Here is a 17,565-nt window from a genome sequence, read left to right as displayed (position 1 = left end):
GGCTCATCGCTGGCACCGGGGACAGTAATACGTGGAGCGCTGGCCTTGCACCACGTGGCGGATGGTGCCAGGGCACCGCAGGCAGGGCTCACCGGCGCGATCGTAGGCCGCGAGCTCGGGCTTGAAGTAGCCGCGCTGGTCTTCCCCCCAGGCGAAATCCCTCAGCGTCGTGCCGCCCTGGCGGATGGCGGCTTCGAGCACGTCCCGAATCCCGCTCACCAGGCGCCCCAGCCGCGGCGTGCCGATGCGGCCCGCTGCGCGCGCCGGGTGGATGCCGGCGCGAAACAACGATTCGCTGGCGTAGATGTTCCCCACGCCGACCACGGTGCGCCCGTTCATGATGTGCTGCTTGACGGCCGTGCGGCGGCCCCGGCAGGCGTCGGCGAGGTAATCGGCGTCGAAGCCGGGTCCCAGCGGTTCGGGCCCCAGGTCCCGTAACAAGGGATGTTGCAGCGGGTCGCCCGCCACCCAGTCGACCGAGCCGAAGCGGCGCGGGTCATGAAAGCGCAGCATGCGTCCGTCCGCCAGTTCCAGGTCGAGATGGTCGTGCGGCCCCGGCGGACGCGGCGCCTGCAGGACCCGCAGGCTGCCGGTCATGCCGAGATGCAGCATCAGGGTCCGGTCGCCCTCGGCCTCGAACAGCAGGTACTTGGCGCGCCGGCGCACCGCCAGGATTTCCCGCCCCGGCAGCTGGCGCGCGAGAGTGCGCGGCACCGGCCAGCGCAGGCGCGGCTGGCGCAGTACGACGCCCGTGACCACGCGGCCCTCGACCCAGGGGGCGACGCCGCGGCGTGTGGTTTCGACTTCGGGCAGCTCAGGCATGGGGCGTTGGTGGCGACTCGGGTTGGCCGAAGTGACTTCGGGGTGGCGAGTCTCTATAGTCCCGCAAACGATTCTCAATACGGTGGAAGACCGCGAATGGATTTTATTGTCACTCATTACCACGGTCTGCTCGGCCTGTCGCCCCTCGGGTACGTCCTGGCCTCGCTGCTGATGCTCCAGGTCACGATCTTCGCGGTGACCCTCTACCTGCATCGCGACGCGGCGCACCGGGCGGTGGACCTGCACCCGGCGCTGCGCCATTTCTGCCGCTTCTGGCTCTGGCTGACGACCGGCATCAGCACGCGCGAATGGGTGGCGATTCACCGCAAGCACCACGCACGGTGCGAGACGGCCGACGACCCGCACAGCCCGCAGGTCGAGGGCCTGCGCAAGGTGCTGCTGGAGGGCGCGGAGCTGTACCGCGCCGAGGCCGCCAATGCGGAAACCCTGGCCAAGTACGGCCGCGGCACGCCCGATGACTGGCTGGAGCGGAAGGTCTACAGCGGTCACACCTATCTCGGCATCGCGCTGATGGTGGCGGCCTTCCTGCTGCTGTTCGGCGTGCCGGGCATCATCATGATCGCGGTCCAGCTGGTGTCCCAGCCGCTGCTCGCCGCCGGGATCATCAACGGCGTCGGGCACTATGCCGGCTATCGCAACTTCGAGTGCGCCGACGCCTCGCGCAACATCACGCCCTGGGGCCTGTTCGTCGGCGGCGAGGAGCTGCACAACAACCACCATGCCTATCCGTCTTCGGCGCGGTTCTCCATCCGGCCCTGGGAATTCGACATCGGGTGGGCGATGCTGCGCGTGCTGTCCGCGCTGGGGCTGGCGAAGGTCCGTCGCACCGCGCCGAGGCCGACCCGCTTGCCGGCGACCACGGAGGGCGACCTCGAGAACCTGCGCGCAGTAGTCGTCGCCCGCATGCACGTAATGCGCGATTACACCCGGCAGGTCACGCTGCCCACCCTGCGCACCGAGCTGGCGGGACTGCGGGCCCGGCTGCCCGAGCGGGCCGGCCGCCTGCGGCGGCTGCTGGTCCGGGAGAGCGCCCTCCTGGACACGGCGGCGCGGCGGCGCCTGCAGGAAGTCCTGGCGCACAGCCAGGCGCTGGCGACGGTGCACGAATTCCGCGAGCGGCTGAAAGGGATCTGGAGCGGCCGCGCCAGCAGCAACGAGGTGCTCTTGGCCCAGTTCCGCGAGTGGTGCGCCCAGGCCGAGGCCAGCGGGATTCGCTCCCTGCAGGAATTCGCCGACTCGCTGCGGGGCTACCGGCTCAGGACGGCCTGAAGCCGGCCGGGAACCTACTTGATCTTGGCTTCCTTGTACGCCACGTGCTTGCGCACCCGGGGGTCATACTTCATGACCTCCATCTTCTCGGGGTGCAGGCGCTTGTTCTTGGTGGTGGTGTAGAAGTGCCCGGTGCCGGCGCTGGAAACGAGCCTGATCTTGTCACGCATGGTGCTGCTCCTCAGACCTTCTCGCCGCGGGCGCGCAGGTCGGCCAGGACGCTGTCGATGCCTTTGCGGTCAATGATCCGCAGGCCCTGCTGCGAAACCCGCAGGCGCACGAAGCGCTTCTCGCTCTCCACCCAGATGCGATGGGTGTGGAGGTTGGGCAGGAAACGCCGGCGCGTCCTGTTGTTCGCGTGGGACACGTTGTTCCCGGTGATCGGTCCCTTGCCGGTGACCTGGCATACTCGCGACATGACTGTAATTCCTCGAAAAACCGGCTACCTGGCCGGTGGAGAGTCGGGCATTATGCCGCTGCGCCTGCCGCGGTGCAAGGCCCGGGCCGACGTTCCGGACGGGACCGCGGCGCCCTAGAGCAGCCCCCGCTCGGCGAAGGACACGCAGCCGGTGTCCCCCACCACGAGGTGGTCCAGCACCCGGATGTCCACCAGCCCGAGGGCGCTCTTCAGCCGGCGGGTAATGACCTCGTCGGCCTGGCTGGGTTCTGCGACCCCGGATGGATGGTTGTGGGCCAGGATCAGGGCGGCGGCATTGCGGGCCAGGGCGTGTTTGACCACTTCGCGCGGGTGCACGCTGGCGCCGTCGATGGTGCCGCGGAACAGTTCCTCGAACGCGATCACCCGGTTGCGGTTGTCGAGGTAGAGACAGCAGAACACCTCGTGCGGCAGGTCGCGCAGCCGGGCGCGCAGGAAGGTCCGGACCGCGTCGGGCGAGCCCAGGGCCGGCCCGCGGCGCACGGTCTCCTCGAGGTGTCGCCGGGCCAGCTCCAGCCCGGCCTGGAGCTGGGCGTACTTGACCGGCCCGAGCCCCGGCAAGGCGCAGAACGCCGCCCGGTCGGCGGTCAGCAGGCCGCGCAGCCCGCCGAAGCCGAGCAGCAGCTGGCGGGCGACGTCGACGGCACTGCGCCCCCGGGCCCCGGTGCGCAGGAAGATGGCGAGCAATTCCGCGTCCGACAGCCGCCCCGGGCCGCCCGCCAGCAGCTTTTCTCGCGGCCGCTCGTTCTCCGGCCACTCACGGATCGGCAGGTGGGGCATGGGTTGGCGCCTGTCTGCTGGGTTGCCAAATCGATGGTCAGACAGGTTAAGCTGCGGGCCGCAAGCGGGGGATGGAGCCTTTATGGGCAGTCTGGCTGGAAAAAACGTGCTCCTCGGCGTCACCGGCGGCATCGCCGCCTACAAGGCGCCGGACCTGGTACGCCGGCTGCGGGAGCAGGGCGCCGAGGTTCGCGTCGTGCTCACCCCGGCGGCAGCCCGCTTCGTCACGCCGCTGACTTTCCAGGCCGTGTCCGGCCACCCCGTTCGCGACAGCCTGTGGGACGAAGCGGCCGAGGCGGCGATGGGCCACATCGAGCTGGCGCGCTGGGCCGACCTGGCGCTGGTGGCGCCGGCCACGGCGGACTTCCTGGCCCGGCTCGCGGCCGGGCTGGCGGACGACCTCCTCGCCACCCTGTGCCTGGCCACCGCCGCGCCGCTCTGGGTCGCGCCCGCCATGAACCGGCAGATGTGGGCGCATCCCGCCACCGTCGAGAACCTGGCGCGCCTCGAGAGCCGCGGCGTGCGCGTGCTCGGGCCGGCCGAGGGGGCCCAGGCCTGCGGCGAGACCGGCGCCGGGCGGATGCTGGAGCCGGCCGAGCTCACCGCGGCTCTCGCGGCCGAGGACGGCGACGGTTCCCTGCAGGGTCGCCGGGTCCTGGTCACGGCCGGGCCCACCCGCGAGGCGCTCGATCCCGTGCGCTACCTGAGCAACCGCAGTTCCGGGAAGATGGGCTACGCGGTGGCGGCGGCGGCGCGCGCGGCAGGCGCCGAGGTGGTGCTGGTGAGCGGGCCGGTCGAGCTGCCGGCCCCGGCCGGCGTCCGGGTGATCGGCGTGGAGACCGCGGCGCAGATGCAGGCGGCCGTCCAGGCGGAGCTGCCGGGTACGGACGTGTTCGTGGGCGCCGCGGCCGTGGCCGACTACCGTCCGGCCGAGCCGGCCGGGCAGAAGATCAAGAAGCGGGAGGAGGCGCTGCAGGTGGCCCTGGTGCGCAATCCCGACATCCTGGCGGGCGTGGCGGCGGCGACGCCGCGCCCCTTCGTGGTGGGCTTCGCGGCCGAGACCCACGACCTCGAGGCGAACGCCCGGCAGAAACTCGAGGCCAAGCGGCTGGACCTGGTGGCCGCCAACGCGGTCGGGCCCGACCGCGGCTTTGACCGCGACGACAACGCCCTGCGCGCTTTCTGGCCGGGCGGCGAGCGCGACCTCGGCAGCGGGGCCAAGCGCGTGCTGGCGAAGCAACTGGTGGAACTGATCGCGGAGAGGATGCGTGCAGGTCATCAAGCTGAAGATTCTTGATCGGCGGCTCGGGCACGAGTTTCCGCTGCCCGAGTACGCCACCGAGGGTTCGGCGGGGCTCGACCTGCGCGCCTGCATCGACGCCCCGCTGGTGCTGGAGCCTGGGCGGACGGAGCTGGTGCCCACCGGGCTGGCGATCCACCTCGACGATCCGGGCCTGGCCGCCGTGCTGCTGCCGCGCTCGGGCCTGGGCCACAAGCACGGCATCGTGCTCGGCAACCTGGTCGGGCTGATCGACTCGGATTACCAGGGGCAGGTCTTCGTCTCGACCTGGAACCGCGGCCATGCGCCCTTCACCATCGAACCCGGCGAGCGGCTGGCGCAAATGGTCATCGTCCCCGTGGTACGGGCGCGCTTCGAGGTGGTCGAGGATTTCGCAGCCAGCGCGCGGGGCGCCGGCGGCTTCGGACATTCGGGGCGGAAGTAGCCTGGCGGCCGCTGGCTGCGGCTAGAGCGACCCGGTCGCCTCGGGCGCCGGTGCGGCCTCGGGCAGCCCCTTCAGCTCGCGGAAGCGACGGATGTCCTCCTCGAAGTCGGACCGGATGCGCTCGATTTCCGTGCTGCGCCGGGCGATCTCCTCTTCGTACTCGCCGATGCGCTGGTTCACGGTGGCGAGCTCGTTCACTGCCGTCTCACTGCCCTCGAGTTCCTGCCGGCGGATGCGCAGGCCGTTGAGCCGGTCGCGCGCAACCTCGTTCTGGGCATCCAGGAAGCCGGTACGGCGGTCACGGATCTCCTCGATTTCCTCCACCGTGCCGTAGGTGGCCAGGAGGGCGCGGTCGCGATCGCTACGGGCCGGGGCCGGTTCCCGCTGCTCATTGACGATGGTGCGCACCCCGCGCGGATCCACTATCTCGTGCTGCTGCCGCGAGTATTCCGGCGGGATCGCGTCCCCGAAATGCACCTTGCCGTTCTCATCCACCCAGCGGTAGATCTTGCCGCCGGCCGCCAGCGCATCCCCGGCCGCCAGCGCCAGCACGGCAGCCGCCGCGAACGCGAGCCATCGCCGGCCCGGCCTGGTGCCTGTCCCGAAGTCGCCGTTGGTGCTCATCTTGCTGCTCCGCCGTGCCGCCATGCCTTCATGCCACCCCATAACGTTCCCGATATGCCCGCAGCGCGTCAAGCTGCGCCGCATCGGCATCATGCCGGCCCGCCAGGTCCGCCAGCAGGTCGGCCAGCGTGATGATGCTGCTGACCGGCAGCCCCATGTCCTGTTCGACTTCCTGCACCGCCGACCGTTCCCCCTGGCCGCGCTCCTGGCGGTCGAGGGCCAGCACCACGCCGCAGGGCTCCGCCCCGGCGCCGTGGATGATGCCGATCGACTCGCGAATGGCGGTGCCGGCCGTGATCACGTCGTCGATCACCAGGATGCGGCCCTGCAGGGGCGCGCCGACCAGGTTTCCGCCCTCGCCATGATCCTTGGCTTCCTTGCGGTTGAAACACCAGGGCACGTCGCGCCCGTGCCGCTCCGCCAGGGCGACCGCCGCCGCGGTGGCCAGCGGGATGCCCTTGTAGGCGGGCCCGAACAGCACGTCGAACTCGAGCCCGGCGGCCACGATCGCGTCGGCATAGCAGGCGCCGAGCTCCGCCAGGGCGGCGCCGGTGTTGAACAGCCCGGCATTGAAGAAGTACGGACTCTCGCGGCCCGACTTGAGCGTGAAGCGACCGAACCTGAGGGCGCCGCGCGCCAGGGCGAGCTCGATGAAGGCGTGCTTGTAGTCCTGCATAAGGGTTTCCGAGAAGGCGTGCCGGGGGGGTGCCGCGGCCGATGTTGCGCCGACAGGTATCATACACGCCGGGCCCGAGCTCTCATGTGAAATGCGTATCATCAGCCTCAACGCCAACGGCATCCGTTCCGCCGCCCGCAAGGGCTTTTTCGAGTGGCTCGCCGGCCAGCACGCGGATGTCGTCTGCCTGCAGGAGACGCGCGCCCAGGAGCACCAGATTGCGGACGGCATGTTCCGGCCCGAGGGCTACCACTGCTATTACCTCGATGCCGAGCGCAAGGGTTACAGCGGCGTCGCGCTCTATTGTCGCCAGGAGCCGATCCGCGTCATCCAGGGCCTGGGCTCGGCCGAGTTCGACCCGGAAGCGCGCTATATCGAGGCAGTGTTCCCGGGGCTTTCGGTGGCGTCGCTGTACATGCCGTCGGGCTCGTCCGGCGAGGTGCGCCAGGAAGCCAAGTACCGCTTTCTCGACGAGTTCGAGGATTTCCTGCGGCGGGTGAAGCGCCGTCCGCGCGAGTACGTCATCTGCGGCGACTGGAACATCGCCCACAAGCAGATCGACATCAAGAACTGGCGCGGCAACCTGAAGAATTCCGGTTTCCTGCCCGAGGAGCGCGCCTGGATGGACATGATCTTCGACCGCATGAAATTCGTCGACGCCTTCCGCGTCGTCGACCCGCGGCCGGAGCGCTACACCTGGTGGTCGAACCGCGGCCGGGCCCGCGAGAAGAACGTGGGCTGGCGCATCGACTACCAGGTGGTGACGCCGGGACTCGGTGACCGGGTCAGGGCCGCGGACATCTACACCGGCGAACGCTTCTCCGACCACGCCCCCCTGATTCTCGACTACGACTTCGAGTTCGGGAGCAGCCGCGGGTGACGGGCCGCCTGGAGGCCTGGGGCGAGGCCGTCCGGGTCTACCGGCATCCCCGCGTGCTGGCGATGCTGTTCCTTGGCTTTTCCGCCGGGCTGCCGTTCCCGCTGGTGTTTTCCACGCTCTCGGCGTGGCTGAGAGATTTCGGCGTCGAGCGGGCCACCATCGGTTTCTTTGCCTGGATCGGCATCACTTACTCGGTCAAGGTGCTCTGGGCGCCGGTAGTGGACCGGGTGGGCCTGCCCTTGCTCACGCGGGCGCTCGGCCAGCGGCGCTCGTGGATGCTGCTCGCCCAGGTGGGTGTCGCCGGCGGGCTGTTCATGCTGTCGCGCCTCGACCCGTCGCTGCAGATCGGCGCGGTGGTGGCCTTCGCCCTGCTGGTGGCCTTCTCCTCGGCGACCCAGGACATCACCGTGGACGCCTGGCGCATCGAGGCGGTGGAGCAGTCCCGCCAGGGCGCCATGGCGGCGGCTTACAACTTCGGCTACCGCTTTGCGGTGCTCGCCGGCGGCGCAGGCGCTCTGTACCTGGCCGACTTCTACGACTGGCACGTGGCCTATGCGGTGATGGCGGGACTGATGCTGGTCGGCGTCATCACCACGCTGTCCGTCGGCGAGCCGGAACGCCGCATCGACCCCATCACGGCGGAGATGGAGGGCGAGATCGCCCGCTATCTGTCCGCCCACGCGGGCCTGTGGGCGCCGCTGCGGCGGGCGGCGGCCTGGATCGGCGCGGCGGTGGTCTCGCCCTTTGCCGAGTTCTTTCGCCGCAACGGCCGCTTCGCGCTGGTGCTGCTCGCCCTGGTGTTGTGCTTCAACATTTCCGACCGGGTGCTGGGCATCATGGCCAACCCCTTTTACCTCGACCTCGGCTTCACCAAGTCCGAGATCGCCAGCGTCACCAAGGTCTTCGGCTTCATCATGACCATCGTCGGCGCGGCGGCCGGCGGTGTCCTCGTGGCGCGCTGGGGGACGCTGCAGACCATGCTGCTGGCGGCCGTGATGCTGGCGGTGACCAACCTGATGTTCATGTTCCTCGCCCTGTCCGGGCCGGACCTGCGGCTCCTGACTTTTACCATCAGCGGGGACAACCTGAGCATGGGCCTGGCGGGCGTGGCCTTCATCGCCTGGCTCTCGAGCCTGACCAACCAGGCCTACACCGCCACGCAATACGCCCTGTTCAGTTCCCTCATGTCACTCGTGGGCAAGGCCATCAGCGGCTGGTCCGGGGTCTTCGTCGACGCCTTCGGCTACCCCGCGTTTTTCATTTATGCCGCCGCCACCGGCATCCCGGCGATCGTGCTGGTGCTGGTGGTGATGCGATACGGGCCTCGGGCGGCCCGGGAGAGCGGCTGACGGGAGGGGTTGACGGCATAAGGTTTGCGCGGCAAACTAGTTTGCATCTTTCGGGAGGCAAGCCATGCACGCAGACCTTCAGCACCTCGACAAGCTGGCCGAGCGGGCCCAGCGCTATGCGCGCTACTCGCGCAGCGCCGGCGGCCTGAGCTCCGTGATCGGCGGCATCCTGCTGTTCGCCAGTTTCCTCGCCAACGCCTACCTCGAGCTGGGCCAGGCCGACCGAATCGCCCTGGCGCTGGCGCCGGCGTTGTGGCTGCTGGCCAAGGAACTGCTGCGGGTCGGCTACTACCAGCGTGACGGCCGGGCCCTGCAGGCCCCCACCGCGAAGGAAAAGCGCAGCCACCGCTGGACGGTGATCTACCTGGCGGTGATTTCCGCCCTCGTGCTCGGCTTCCTGGCCTGGAAGTCCGTCGAGGCCGGGCGGCTGCCGGGTGCCGGGATGATCGGTTACGCCATGATCGTCGCCGCGCTGCCGCTGGTCGCCTGGCGCTGGTTCTGGTCGGTCAGCGACTTCCTGGTCGGCGTGCTGCTGATGTGCCAGTCGGCGGTGGTGATTGGCGGCGGCAACTACCCGGCCATCTGGCTCGCCTATGTCGGCGCCTGCGCTGCGATTGCCGTGTTCTACGGCTGGCGCGAGCACCGCGAGTACCTGGCGCTGCGAGCGGAGTTCGCGGCCGAGGGGACCGGTGAATGAAGGACAGCACGCGCGAGGCGATCGACGGCGTGCTGGGCGTCGACCGCCTCGTCCACGAGCCGGCGCGGCTGGCCATCCTCACGGTGCTGAGCCAGGCCGAATATGCCGAGTTCGGCTTCCTGGAGCTGGCCTGCCGGCTGAGCAAGGGCAATCTTTCCAGCCACCTGAGCAAGCTGGAAGCCGGCGGCCTGGTGAGTATCGAGAAGCGCTTCGTCGGCAAGCGGCCGCAGACGCGTGCGGCGATCACGCCGGCGGGCCGCGAGGCGCTCCAGAGGTACCGGAAACAACTCGCCGCGCTGCTCGGCGCGGCCACGGAACAGAACGGAGGAGAGACACCATGAAAAGATCGGCACGCAATGTGGTCCTGTTGCTGCTCGCTTGCGCTGCAGCGTGGACCGTCCCGCCCGCCCTGGCGGCGGAAGATGACGCCGCTGCGCTCGAGGCGGGCCGCACCCTGACCGCCCAGTGGCTGGCGGGTGAGACCGCGGCCTTGTGGGCGCGGATGGGGCCCCAGATGCGGGCCGCGCTCGGCAGCGAGGAGGCGCTGGCGGAGACGGGTGCCGGCATGCTGGCGCAACTCGGCGAGGAGCAGGAGGTCCTGTCCGAGCGGGTCAGCGCGCAGCAGGGCGTCACGGTGTACCAGCGCGTCGGGCGGTGGAGCGCAGCGCCCATGCCGATCGTCGTGACCTGGGCGCTCGGCCCGGACGGCACGGTCGAAGGCTTCCACGTCCGGCCGGCGCCGGCGGAGAACCTGGGGTCGGCCGTGCCCGCCGGCGAGACGCCGGACGGGCGGCTGCCTGCGGACAAGATCGTGGCGCAGTACCTCGAGGAATTCGTGGACCAGCGGCGGGCCGCACCCGGGGTCGTCGTCGGACTGTTCGACAAGGAGGGCACGCGCTTCGTGGCGCATGGCGACGCCGGTGACGGCCGCGCGCCCGATGCCGGCACGGTGTTCGAGGCCGGCTCCATCACCAAGGGCCTGACCGGGTTGCTGCTGGCGCAAATGGCGGCCGCGGGCGACGTGCGGCTGGAGCAGCCGATCGGCACGCTGGTGCCGGACGGCATCGAGCTCGATCCCCTCGTCGCGGCCGTCACGCTGGAAGAGCTGGCCACGCATCGCTCGGGCTTGCCGCGGCTGGCCGGCGGACCGGAGATGCAGGCCCGGATGAGCGGACCCGATCCCTATGCGGGCAGCACGCCGGCAGAGATCTTCGCCGACCTGGCGCGGGTCGACCCGGCCGTGGTTGCGTCCGGGCGCGGATCGTACGCCTACTCCAATCTCGGCAGCGCCCTGCTCGGGCAGCTGCTGGCCCGCGCCGGCGGGCAGCCCTACGGCACTTTGCTTGCCGAGCGCGTGTTCGCGCCGCTCGGGCTGGCGGCCCCGACCCTGGACCCGGCGGATGTCGAGGGCCGGCGCGCCGTCGGGCACCAGGGCGGTGAGAGAGTTCCCCCGTGGACGCTGGACGCCTATGCGCCCGCGGGGGCCTGGCAGGCGTCCGCGCGGGAAGCGCTGGCACTGGCGCAGGCCCTGCTGGCCGCCGAACCCGCCTGGGTGCCGACGGCGCTGCAGGCAAGGCCCCATGGCGGCGAGCTGGAAAAACGTATCGGCCTGGCCTGGCATCACGCGGACATCGCCGGCCGCGCGGTGACCTGGCACAACGGCGGCACCGCCGGCAGCAGCAGTTTCCTCGCCATGGTGCCGGCGGAGGGGATTGCGATCGTGGTGCTGGCGAACGCCGGCGGCGGGGTGGCCGACAGCCTGGCCGGCGAACTCCTGGCCTACGGGCGCTAGTGCAGGGGGGCGCTAGTGCAGGGGGCGCGGCGCCGACGGCCGGCCCTGCACCGGCGCGCCGTGATGGAGCCGCATCTTCCAGCCCTCGGCGGTCAATTCGTAGATGTTGGTGACCGTGACCGCGACCGTAGTGTCCTCGCCGGTCTGGATCACCTCCAGGCCGGTGTGGATAACGATGCGATCGATCGCCACCCTCGAGCGCGGCTCGAACCGGACCCTGATGCCGCTGCCGTTGCGCAGGATGCTGTGCCAGCTCTTGAGCACCGCATCGAAGCCTTGCAGGGGCAGGCTGCCGGGGTGGATGCAGACCGCGCCCGCGTTGGCGAGCCAGACCCGCCGCATGGCGTCCGCATCGCCGTCGCGCATGGCGGCATAGAAAGCGTCCTGGCACTCGTCGGCGTTGCGGAAGCCGCCGGTTACGGTCGAGGGCATTGCGGGGTTAACCTCCGTGTCTTGCCCGGGCGGAGCCGTCCTGGTCTCCCCCGGGGGCAGTCCCGGAGAGCTTACTCGCTGCGATCCAGGTACTCCAGCGGGTCCTTCCAGTCCTGGCCGGAGGGTCGCTCGAGATCCATGTTGTAGTCTTCCCGCTCGATGTCCAGCGAGCCGGAATAGTCCTCCGGCGGGTCGGCCGGCTGGCATTCGGTGTCTTCCCAGGCGGCGAAGTCGAGTTCCTCCACCGTGCCGTCGAAATGCTGGATGTCGATGGTGGCGTCCTGGTCGTTGATCGCGATCACCTCGAACAAAACTCCGCCGGGCTTCCGGTACCATTCTCCGATGGCAGGTATTGGCAGCGACATGGCGATTTCCCCTGATGCGCGGGCCTGCTATCCTTGCCCGCCTTTCGACACGACTTCCTGTCGCGATTGGCCCTGTCCACAACATAGTTCATGAGACCCCGGCTGCAAGTGTGCTTTGCAGCGAAATCCCCCCGCCATGACCGAGCACCTGCTCAAGACCTTCATCATCTTCTTCGTCGTCATCGAGCCGGTCTCGCTGGTGCCGATGTTCGGCGCGCTCACGCGCGGCGGGGAGCCCGGCTATCGCAGGAAGATGGCGCTGAAATCCATCGCCATCTCCGCCGGCATTTTCATCGTCTTCGCCCTGGCGGGCGACTGGCTGCTGCGGCTGCTCGGCATCAGCGTCTCGGCCTTCAAGATCGCCGGCGGCGTGCTGCTGTTCCTGCTCGCCGTGGACATGGTGCTCGCGCGCGAATCGGGCCTGCGCTCGACCACGGTGCGCGAGCAGGACGAGGCCCGCTACCGCGAGGACATCTCGGTGTTCCCGATGGCTTTCCCGCTGATCACGGGCCCCGGCGCGCTCGCCACCATGCTGCTCTTGACCGCCGGCGCCGAGGACTGGATCGGCGTCGGGCTGGTGCTGGCCATGGGCCTGGCGGCGCTGGCCGTGACGCTGGTGATGCTGCTGCTGACGCAGCCGCTGATGCGGGTCATCGGCGTGACCGGCGGTTCGGTGATCAGCCGGCTGCTGGGCGTGGTGCTCGCCGCGCTGGCCGTCCAGTACGCCGTCGACGGCCTCACGGAAGTCCTGGTCTAGCCCCCAGGGGCACATCGCGAGACGCCGCGCTGCGCCATTCAGGTGCGGCGGTAGAGCAGGTCGAAGACCTCGTGACCGAGCTTCAGGCCGCGGCGCTCGAACTTCGTCACCGGCCGGGTCTCGGGACGCGGCGCGTAGCCGCCCCCGGCGACCGTATTCTCGAACTCTGCCGAGGCCTCGGATACCTCCAGCATCTGCTCCGCGTAAGGCGCCCAGTCGGTGGCCAGGTGCAGCCGCGCGCGCGGCGCCATCACGCGCGCCAGCTGCGCGAGGAAGCCGGGTTGGACCAGGCGCCGCTTGTGGTGGCGTTTCTTGTGCCAGGGGTCGGGGAAGAAGATGAGCACTTCGTCCAGCGAGGCCGGCGGCAGCCACTGGTTGACCACTTCGACGGCGTCGTGGCGCGCGAGGCGGATGTTGCCGAGGTTCTCGCGCTCGATCCGCTGCAGCAGGTGGCCGACGCCCGGATCGTGCACCTCGACCCCGAGGTAATCGCGCTCGGGGTGCCGGGCTGCCAGTTCGGCGAGGTTCTCGCCGTTCCCGAAGCCGATCTCCAGGGTGCGCGGCGCAGTGCGGCCGAACACGGCGTCGAGGTCGAGCGGCGCGGCCGGCGGGTCGATGCCGAACCGCGGCCAGAGTGTCGCCAGTGCGCGCGCCTGCGAGGGCGTCAGCCGCCCGGCGCGCCGGACGAAGCTGCGGATGGGGCGGTGGCGGGACGTCGCCTCGTCGCGGGCCGGGTCTGCGGCCGGTTCTTTCATGCTCAGAAGAAGGTGCCCTCGATGGGCGAGGAGGCGGAAGCGAAGCGCTTGCGCGGAATGCGGCCGGCGAGGAAGGCCTCGCGCCCGGCCTCCACGGCCTTGCGCATCGCGGAGGCCATCAGCACGGGGTTTTTCGCGCCGGCGATGGCGGTGTTCATCAGCACCCCGTCGCAGCCCAGCTCCATGGCCACGGCCGCGTCGGAAGCGGTCCCGACGCCGGCATCGACGAGGATCGGCACCTTGGCGTTCTCGACGATGGTGATGATGTTGTAGGGGTTGCGGATGCCGAGGCCGGAGCCGATGGGCGCGGCCAGCGGCATCACGGAGATGCAGCCGATCTCCTCCAGGCGCTTGGCGATGATCGGGTCGTCGTTGGTGTAGACCATGACCTGGAAGCCTTCCTTCACCAGGATCTCGGCGGCTTCCAGCGTGGCGGTGACGTCCGGGAACAGGGTTTCCTGGTCGGCCAGCACCTCGAGCTTGACCAGCGAGGCGCCGTCCAGCAGCTCCCGCGCCAGCCGGCAGGTGCGCACGGCGTCCTGCGCGGTGAAGCAGCCGGCGGTGTTGGGCAGGATGGTGAAGCGCTCCGGCGACAGGTAATCCAGCAGGTTGGGCTGGCCCTTGTCCTGGCCGATGTTGGTGCGCCGGATGGCGACCGTGACGATCTCCGCGCCCGCGGCCTCGGTGGCCGCCAGGGTCTCGTCGAAGTCCTTGTATTTGCCCGTGCCGGTCAGCAGGCGCGAGCGGTATTGCTTGCCGGCGAGCTCGAGGAGGTCGTCGGCCGGGTGGCTGCTCTGGGTCATTTCATCCGCCTCCGACGGCATGCACGATTTCGACCCGGTCGCCCGGCATCAGCCGGTGGCCGGGGTGGGCGCTACGGGGGACCAGTTCGCCGTTGACTTCCATGGCGTAGCGCCGGCCGGCCAGGCCGAGCTGCTCGATGAGCTCGGCGGCGGTGGCGCCGTCGGGCAGTTCCAGCCGCTCGCCGTTCAGGGTGATCTCCATGCCGGCCATTTTACACGGCACTGGCTGGGGCCTGTCCCCAGGACATGTCCTGGGGACAGGCCCCAACTGGCGTAGAATCCGCCTCCATGAGTGGACGCATCGGATTTGTCAGCCTGGGCTGCCCCAAGGCGCTGGTGGACTCGGAACGCATCCTCACGCGCCTGCGCGCCGAGGGCTACGAGACCGTGCCGACCTACGAGGACGCCGACCTGGTCGTCGTGAATACCTGCGGCTTCATCGAGGCCGCGGTGGACGAGTCGCTGGAGGCCATCGGCGACGCCATGGCCGCCAACGGCCAGGTGCTGGTCACCGGGTGCCTCGGCGCCCGGCCCGAGACCATCCGCGAGAAGTTCCCCAACGTGCTCGGCATCACCGGGCCGCAGGCCTACGAGCAGGTCATGGCGGCGGTGCACGCGCACCTGCCGCCGGAGCACGACCCCTTCTCCGACCTGGTGCCGCCGCAGGGCATCCGCCTCACGCCGCGCCACTACGCCTACCTGAAGATCTCCGAGGGCTGCAACAACAAGTGCAGCTTCTGCATCATCCCCGCGTTGCGCGGCCGCCTCGCGAGCCGGCCCATCGGCGAGGTGCTGCGCGAGGCCGAGGGCCTGGTGCGCGCCGGCGTGCAGGAGCTGCTGGTGATCTCGCAGGACACCAGTGCTTACGGCTCCGACCTCAAGTACCTGCCCGACACCTGGCGCGGCGAGCGCTACGAGACGCGCTTTCTCGACCTGGCGCGCGGCCTGGGCGAGCTCGGCGCCTGGGTGCGCCTGCACTACGTCTATCCCTACCCGCATGTGGACCGCGTCATCGAGCTGATGGCCGAAGGCCGGGTGCTGCCCTATCTCGACATCCCCTTCCAGCACGCCAGCCCGGGCGTGCTGAAGCGCATGCGCCGCCCCGCGGCGGCCGAGAACACGCTCGAGCGTATCCGCCGCTGGCGCGAGACCTGCCCGGAGCTGGCCATCCGCAGCACCTTCATCGTCGGCTTCCCCGGCGAGACCGAGGCCGAGTTCGCGACCCTGCTGGAGTGGCTCGAGGAAGCGCAGCTCGACCGCGTGGGCTGTTTCCGCTATTCGCCCGTCGAGGGAGCGACCGCCAACGACGTGGCGCCGCCGGTGCCGGACGAGGTCAAGGAAGAGCGCTGGCAGCGCTTCATGGCGGTCGCGGCGCGCATCAGCGCGGCGCGGCTGGCGGCCCGCGTGGGCGACATCGAGGAAGTGCTGGTCGACGAGGTCGATCCCGAGGAAGACGTGGCTTACGGCCGCACCCGCCGCGAGGCGCCGGAAATCGACGGCCGTGTGAAGCTCCTCGGCGGCGGCGAGCTCGAGCCGGGCGACCTGGTCGAGGTCGAGGTCACCGGTGCGGACGACTACGACCTCGAGGCCCGGCCGCCGGCCTGATCCCGTTTCTTCAGGGCTCGAAGCCCTCCCAGGCCGCCTTCACGCGCTCGAGCAGGTCGTCGTAGGCCGGCGTCCCCACCAGCGTGCTGAGAAAGGGGTCGTGCCGCGCGAGAAACGGGTAGTTGATGAACCCGCGATCTACCGCGACCGAAGCCCATCTCACGGCCTCGTCCGCGGCGCCCGCCAGGGCATAGGCTTGCGCCAGGAAGCGCGGCAAGACTTCCGTTCCCTGAGCCAACAGCCGGCTGTCGATCGCCGGTGCCGGGGCCGCCCCGGTGTGGTCCAGGCCGTGGGCGAACAACGCGAGCAACCGCCCCGGCAGCGCATCGCGGGTCGCGGCAGGCGTCTCCACGCCGAGACGCCGTGCTTCCTCGCGCCGGCCTGCCGCGGCCAGGATGTAGACCAGGAACAGGCGCGCAAGGGGGTTGGCCGGGTCCATGGTGAACATCTCCCGGTACGGGCCTATTGCCGCGGCGAAATCGCCTTCTATCGCGGCGGCCCATCCCGGCATGCAGTGGGTCAGCGGCGTCAGCGGGTCGACCGATACCAGTTGCTCGATCAGCGGCGCGGCCTCGGCAGTTCGGCCGGAGATGAGGTAGCAGTTCGCCAGCAGGGACAGGGTGTCGGGCTCCCAGGGCTCGGCGGCCACCGCTGTCTTCAGCGCTCGCACCGCCGCCTGGATGTCGGCCTCGGCATAGTGGATCCAGCCTGCCAGCTGATGGCCCGCCGCGAGGCCGGGTTGGAGTGCGAATACCCGAGCAGCGCAGGTCCGGGCTTCGATCAGCGGCCTTTCGCTGAGGTCCGCTCCGATCTCGCGGTAGTGCAGCCAGGTCCGCCCCAGCGCCGCGTGCAGCCGGGCATCGTCGGGGGCCAGCGAAATGCCCTGGTGGAGCAGCTCCACAGCGCGGTCGATGGAGTCGTGTTGCCAGCGCAGGGCGGCCTGGCGCGCCTGCACCAGGCAGCGCCAGGCAGTGACATCGACCATCGGCTGGTCAGTCAGGCGGTCGCCGGGCGCGGCGGGAGCTGACAGGTCGAGGAACGCCGCGACTTCCCGGGCGAGGCGTTCCTGGATCGCGAACAGCTTGTCGAGTTCTCCGGCATAGGCGTTGGACCAGACCCGGTCGTCACTGTGGACGTTCACCAGGCGCGCGGAAACCCGGATCTGCGCGCCCTCGTGTTGCACTGTGCCCTCGACGATTCGCTCCACGCCGAGCTCGCTGCCGACCTCCCGGGCGCTCCTGGCCCGACCCTTCAGGGTCATTGACGAAGTCCAGGAAATCACCCGCAGCGACCTGATCCGCGACAGCCCGGTGATGATCTCCGCGGTGAAGCCGTCGGCGATATAGGCGTTGCGCTCGTCGCGCCCGAGGTAGCTGAAAGGCAGGACGGCCACCGAGCGGTCGGGGTCGCCGGCCGGCCCGGCGGGCGCCGGCAGTGAACCTTCCGGTTTTGCCGCCGTGGGCGCGGGCGCCGCCATGCGTTGTCGCCACGCATCGATCTCCGAGCGGTAGGCATAGGCCGAGCCCTGTGCCTTGTGCATCTGGCGATGGACCGGGAGCCCTTCCTCGGCCTCCCAGCGCCGCGCGGTCCGGACGCTCTTGCCGAGGTAGTTGGCAATGGCTTTCCAGGAATCCAGCCGGTCCGTGGGCTTCTCGTTCGACATGGCGGCAGATGGTAGCGGGACAAACGCGGCCAAAGCCAGCCACGCCGGGTCCTGGCCGACTGTGCGCATTGCTGCGCCCGGCGGCGCGTCGCTACGGTCGAGTCGTCATCTGCAC

22 protein-coding genes are annotated in these 17,565 nt (G+C 70.0%); 10 read left to right on the top strand and 12 right to left on the bottom strand.

Annotated elements, in window-relative coordinates:
• Positions 1–3: 3 nt before the first annotated feature.
• On the bottom strand, positions 4–822 hold the full coding sequence (mutM, locus tag G6N75_RS07910; protein ID WP_165347809.1) for a bifunctional DNA-formamidopyrimidine glycosylase/DNA-(apurinic or apyrimidinic site) lyase: 819 nt from the start codon (positions 820–822) through the stop codon (positions 4–6).
• Positions 823–918: 96 nt separating this feature from the next.
• Between mutM and G6N75_RS07905 the strand changes: the two genes are divergently transcribed.
• Positions 919–2,112 carry a fatty acid desaturase gene (locus G6N75_RS07905; RefSeq protein WP_165347808.1) on the top strand — a complete coding sequence of 398 codons (1,194 nt, stop codon included), beginning with the start codon at positions 919–921 and terminating at the stop codon, positions 2,110–2,112.
• 14 nt (positions 2,113–2,126) lie between these two features.
• Here G6N75_RS07905 and rpmG read toward each other — a convergent pair whose 3' ends face one another.
• From rpmG to radC, 3 genes are all read right to left on the bottom strand, one after another.
• Complete coding sequence (rpmG, locus tag G6N75_RS07900; protein ID WP_165347807.1) at positions 2,127–2,282, bottom strand: 50S ribosomal protein L33; 156 nt, start codon at positions 2,280–2,282, stop codon at positions 2,127–2,129.
• An 11-nt stretch (positions 2,283–2,293) separates the two neighbouring features.
• Positions 2,294–2,530, bottom strand: coding sequence for a 50S ribosomal protein L28 (gene rpmB, locus G6N75_RS07895; protein WP_165347806.1), 237 nt, complete (start codon positions 2,528–2,530; stop codon positions 2,294–2,296).
• 114 nt (positions 2,531–2,644) lie between these two features.
• Complete coding sequence (gene radC, locus G6N75_RS07890) at positions 2,645–3,319, bottom strand: DNA repair protein RadC (RefSeq protein ID WP_165347917.1); 675 nt, start codon at positions 3,317–3,319, stop codon at positions 2,645–2,647.
• 91 nt (positions 3,320–3,410) lie between these two features.
• Between radC and coaBC the strand changes: the two genes are divergently transcribed.
• Together coaBC and dut are read left to right on the top strand one after the other, a co-directional pair.
• The gene (coaBC, locus tag G6N75_RS07885) at positions 3,411–4,625 is read left to right on the top strand and encodes a bifunctional phosphopantothenoylcysteine decarboxylase/phosphopantothenate--cysteine ligase CoaBC (protein WP_165347805.1); all 1,215 of its coding nucleotides are present in this window, start codon (positions 3,411–3,413) and stop codon (positions 4,623–4,625) included.
• Positions 4,597–5,052 carry a dUTP diphosphatase gene (dut, locus tag G6N75_RS07880; RefSeq protein WP_165347804.1) on the top strand — a complete coding sequence of 152 codons (456 nt, stop codon included), beginning with the start codon at positions 4,597–4,599 and terminating at the stop codon, positions 5,050–5,052. Before coaBC ends, dut begins: the two co-directional genes overlap by 29 nt.
• 21 nt (positions 5,053–5,073) lie before the next feature.
• On the opposite strand, the gene G6N75_RS07875 is transcribed toward dut, so the two are convergent.
• Together G6N75_RS07875 and pyrE are read right to left on the bottom strand one after the other, a co-directional pair.
• Positions 5,074–5,676, bottom strand: a complete 603-nt coding sequence (locus tag G6N75_RS07875; protein WP_165347803.1) for a DUF4124 domain-containing protein — start codon at positions 5,674–5,676, stop codon at positions 5,074–5,076.
• A gap of 28 nt (positions 5,677–5,704) precedes the next feature.
• Positions 5,705–6,352: an orotate phosphoribosyltransferase gene (gene pyrE / locus G6N75_RS07870; protein WP_165347802.1), complete on the bottom strand. Its 648-nt coding sequence runs from the start codon at positions 6,350–6,352 to the stop codon at positions 5,705–5,707.
• 91 nt (positions 6,353–6,443) lie between these two features.
• Between pyrE and G6N75_RS07865 the strand changes: the two genes are divergently transcribed.
• The 5 genes from G6N75_RS07865 to G6N75_RS07845 all read left to right on the top strand — a co-directional run bounded on the left by G6N75_RS07865 (position 6,444) and on the right by G6N75_RS07845 (position 11,070).
• Entirely contained in the window at positions 6,444–7,232 is a 789-nt protein-coding gene (locus G6N75_RS07865; RefSeq protein WP_165347801.1) for an exodeoxyribonuclease III, read from the top strand.
• The gene (locus G6N75_RS07860) at positions 7,229–8,581 is read left to right on the top strand and encodes an MFS transporter (protein WP_346765505.1); all 1,353 of its coding nucleotides are present in this window, start codon (positions 7,229–7,231) and stop codon (positions 8,579–8,581) included. The genes G6N75_RS07865 and G6N75_RS07860 overlap by 4 nt, the downstream gene beginning before the upstream one ends.
• Before the next feature lie 64 nt (positions 8,582–8,645).
• Complete coding sequence (locus G6N75_RS07855; RefSeq protein ID WP_165347800.1) at positions 8,646–9,278, top strand: hypothetical protein; 633 nt, start codon at positions 8,646–8,648, stop codon at positions 9,276–9,278.
• Entirely contained in the window at positions 9,275–9,619 is a 345-nt protein-coding gene (locus G6N75_RS07850; protein ID WP_165347799.1) for a transcriptional regulator, read from the top strand. The genes G6N75_RS07855 and G6N75_RS07850 overlap by 4 nt, the downstream gene beginning before the upstream one ends.
• Positions 9,616–11,070 (top strand): serine hydrolase domain-containing protein, encoded by a 1,455-nt coding sequence (locus G6N75_RS07845; protein WP_165347798.1) that lies wholly within the window; start codon positions 9,616–9,618, stop codon positions 11,068–11,070. The genes G6N75_RS07850 and G6N75_RS07845 overlap by 4 nt, the downstream gene beginning before the upstream one ends.
• A 12-nt stretch (positions 11,071–11,082) precedes the next feature.
• Here G6N75_RS07845 and G6N75_RS07840 read toward each other — a convergent pair whose 3' ends face one another.
• Both G6N75_RS07840 and G6N75_RS07835 read right to left on the bottom strand, forming a co-directional pair.
• Complete coding sequence (locus tag G6N75_RS07840) at positions 11,083–11,502, bottom strand: nuclear transport factor 2 family protein (RefSeq protein ID WP_165347797.1); 420 nt, start codon at positions 11,500–11,502, stop codon at positions 11,083–11,085.
• A gap of 71 nt (positions 11,503–11,573) precedes the next feature.
• Positions 11,574–11,867, bottom strand: coding sequence for a DUF6763 family protein (locus tag G6N75_RS07835; protein ID WP_346765504.1), 294 nt, complete (start codon positions 11,865–11,867; stop codon positions 11,574–11,576).
• Positions 11,868–12,003: 136 nt separating this feature from the next.
• On the opposite strand from G6N75_RS07835, the gene G6N75_RS07830 reads away from it, so the two are divergent.
• Positions 12,004–12,624: a MarC family protein gene (locus G6N75_RS07830; RefSeq protein WP_165347795.1), complete on the top strand. Its 621-nt coding sequence runs from the start codon at positions 12,004–12,006 to the stop codon at positions 12,622–12,624.
• Between the two features lie 38 nt (positions 12,625–12,662).
• Here the strand turns inward: G6N75_RS07830 and trmB are convergent, their stop codons facing one another.
• From trmB to thiS, 3 genes are read right to left on the bottom strand one after another with little or no spacing between them, the layout of a single operon-like run.
• On the bottom strand, positions 12,663–13,379 hold the full coding sequence (gene trmB / locus G6N75_RS07825; RefSeq protein ID WP_165347794.1) for a tRNA (guanosine(46)-N7)-methyltransferase TrmB: 717 nt from the start codon (positions 13,377–13,379) through the stop codon (positions 12,663–12,665).
• A gap of 2 nt (positions 13,380–13,381) precedes the next feature.
• Positions 13,382–14,182, bottom strand: a complete 801-nt coding sequence (locus G6N75_RS07820) for a thiazole synthase (protein ID WP_165347793.1) — start codon at positions 14,180–14,182, stop codon at positions 13,382–13,384.
• A gap of 1 nt (position 14,183) precedes the next feature.
• Entirely contained in the window at positions 14,184–14,384 is a 201-nt protein-coding gene (gene thiS / locus G6N75_RS07815; RefSeq protein ID WP_165347792.1) for a sulfur carrier protein ThiS, read from the bottom strand.
• An 86-nt stretch (positions 14,385–14,470) separates the two neighbouring features.
• Between thiS and rimO the strand changes: the two genes are divergently transcribed.
• The gene (rimO, locus tag G6N75_RS07810; RefSeq protein WP_165347791.1) at positions 14,471–15,787 is read left to right on the top strand and encodes a 30S ribosomal protein S12 methylthiotransferase RimO; all 1,317 of its coding nucleotides are present in this window, start codon (positions 14,471–14,473) and stop codon (positions 15,785–15,787) included.
• A 10-nt stretch (positions 15,788–15,797) separates the two neighbouring features.
• Here the strand turns inward: rimO and G6N75_RS07805 are convergent, their stop codons facing one another.
• Positions 15,798–17,519 (bottom strand): tetratricopeptide repeat protein, encoded by a 1,722-nt coding sequence (locus G6N75_RS07805; RefSeq protein WP_206202999.1) that lies wholly within the window; start codon positions 17,517–17,519, stop codon positions 15,798–15,800.
• Positions 17,520–17,565 lie beyond the last annotated feature (46 nt).

Source organism: Thioalkalivibrio sp. XN8, from assembly GCF_011058255.1.
Classification (GTDB): Bacteria; Pseudomonadota; Gammaproteobacteria; order Steroidobacterales; family XN24; genus XN24.
The sequence above is the reverse complement of the archived record's forward strand: the minus strand, read 5'-3'. Positions and strand labels throughout refer to the sequence as shown.

Coding starts and splice junctions, on each gene's coding strand:
- mutM (WP_165347809.1), bottom strand. CDS start 822: ATGCCTGAGCTGCCCGAAGTCGAAACCACACGCCGCGGCGTCGCCCCC.
- G6N75_RS07905 (WP_165347808.1), top strand. CDS start 919: ATGGATTTTATTGTCACTCATTACCACGGTCTGCTCGGCCTGTCGCCC.
- rpmG (WP_165347807.1), bottom strand. CDS start 2,282: ATGCGTGACAAGATCAGGCTCGTTTCCAGCGCCGGCACCGGGCACTTC.
- rpmB (WP_165347806.1), bottom strand. CDS start 2,530: ATGTCGCGAGTATGCCAGGTCACCGGCAAGGGACCGATCACCGGGAAC.
- coaBC (WP_165347805.1), top strand. CDS start 3,411: ATGGGCAGTCTGGCTGGAAAAAACGTGCTCCTCGGCGTCACCGGCGGC.
- G6N75_RS07875 (WP_165347803.1), bottom strand. CDS start 5,676: ATGAGCACCAACGGCGACTTCGGGACAGGCACCAGGCCGGGCCGGCGA.
- pyrE (WP_165347802.1), bottom strand. CDS start 6,352: ATGCAGGACTACAAGCACGCCTTCATCGAGCTCGCCCTGGCGCGCGGC.
- G6N75_RS07865 (WP_165347801.1), top strand. CDS start 6,444: ATGCGTATCATCAGCCTCAACGCCAACGGCATCCGTTCCGCCGCCCGC.
- G6N75_RS07855 (WP_165347800.1), top strand. CDS start 8,646: ATGCACGCAGACCTTCAGCACCTCGACAAGCTGGCCGAGCGGGCCCAG.
- G6N75_RS07850 (WP_165347799.1), top strand. CDS start 9,275: ATGAAGGACAGCACGCGCGAGGCGATCGACGGCGTGCTGGGCGTCGAC.
- G6N75_RS07845 (WP_165347798.1), top strand. CDS start 9,616: ATGAAAAGATCGGCACGCAATGTGGTCCTGTTGCTGCTCGCTTGCGCT.
- G6N75_RS07840 (WP_165347797.1), bottom strand. CDS start 11,502: ATGCCCTCGACCGTAACCGGCGGCTTCCGCAACGCCGACGAGTGCCAG.
- G6N75_RS07835 (WP_346765504.1), bottom strand. CDS start 11,867: ATGTCGCTGCCAATACCTGCCATCGGAGAATGGTACCGGAAGCCCGGC.
- G6N75_RS07830 (WP_165347795.1), top strand. CDS start 12,004: ATGACCGAGCACCTGCTCAAGACCTTCATCATCTTCTTCGTCGTCATC.
- trmB (WP_165347794.1), bottom strand. CDS start 13,379: ATGAAAGAACCGGCCGCAGACCCGGCCCGCGACGAGGCGACGTCCCGC.
- G6N75_RS07820 (WP_165347793.1), bottom strand. CDS start 14,182: ATGACCCAGAGCAGCCACCCGGCCGACGACCTCCTCGAGCTCGCCGGC.
- thiS (WP_165347792.1), bottom strand. CDS start 14,384: ATGGAGATCACCCTGAACGGCGAGCGGCTGGAACTGCCCGACGGCGCC.
- rimO (WP_165347791.1), top strand. CDS start 14,471: ATGAGTGGACGCATCGGATTTGTCAGCCTGGGCTGCCCCAAGGCGCTG.
- G6N75_RS07805 (WP_206202999.1), bottom strand. CDS start 17,519: ATGCGCACAGTCGGCCAGGACCCGGCGTGGCTGGCTTTGGCCGCGTTT.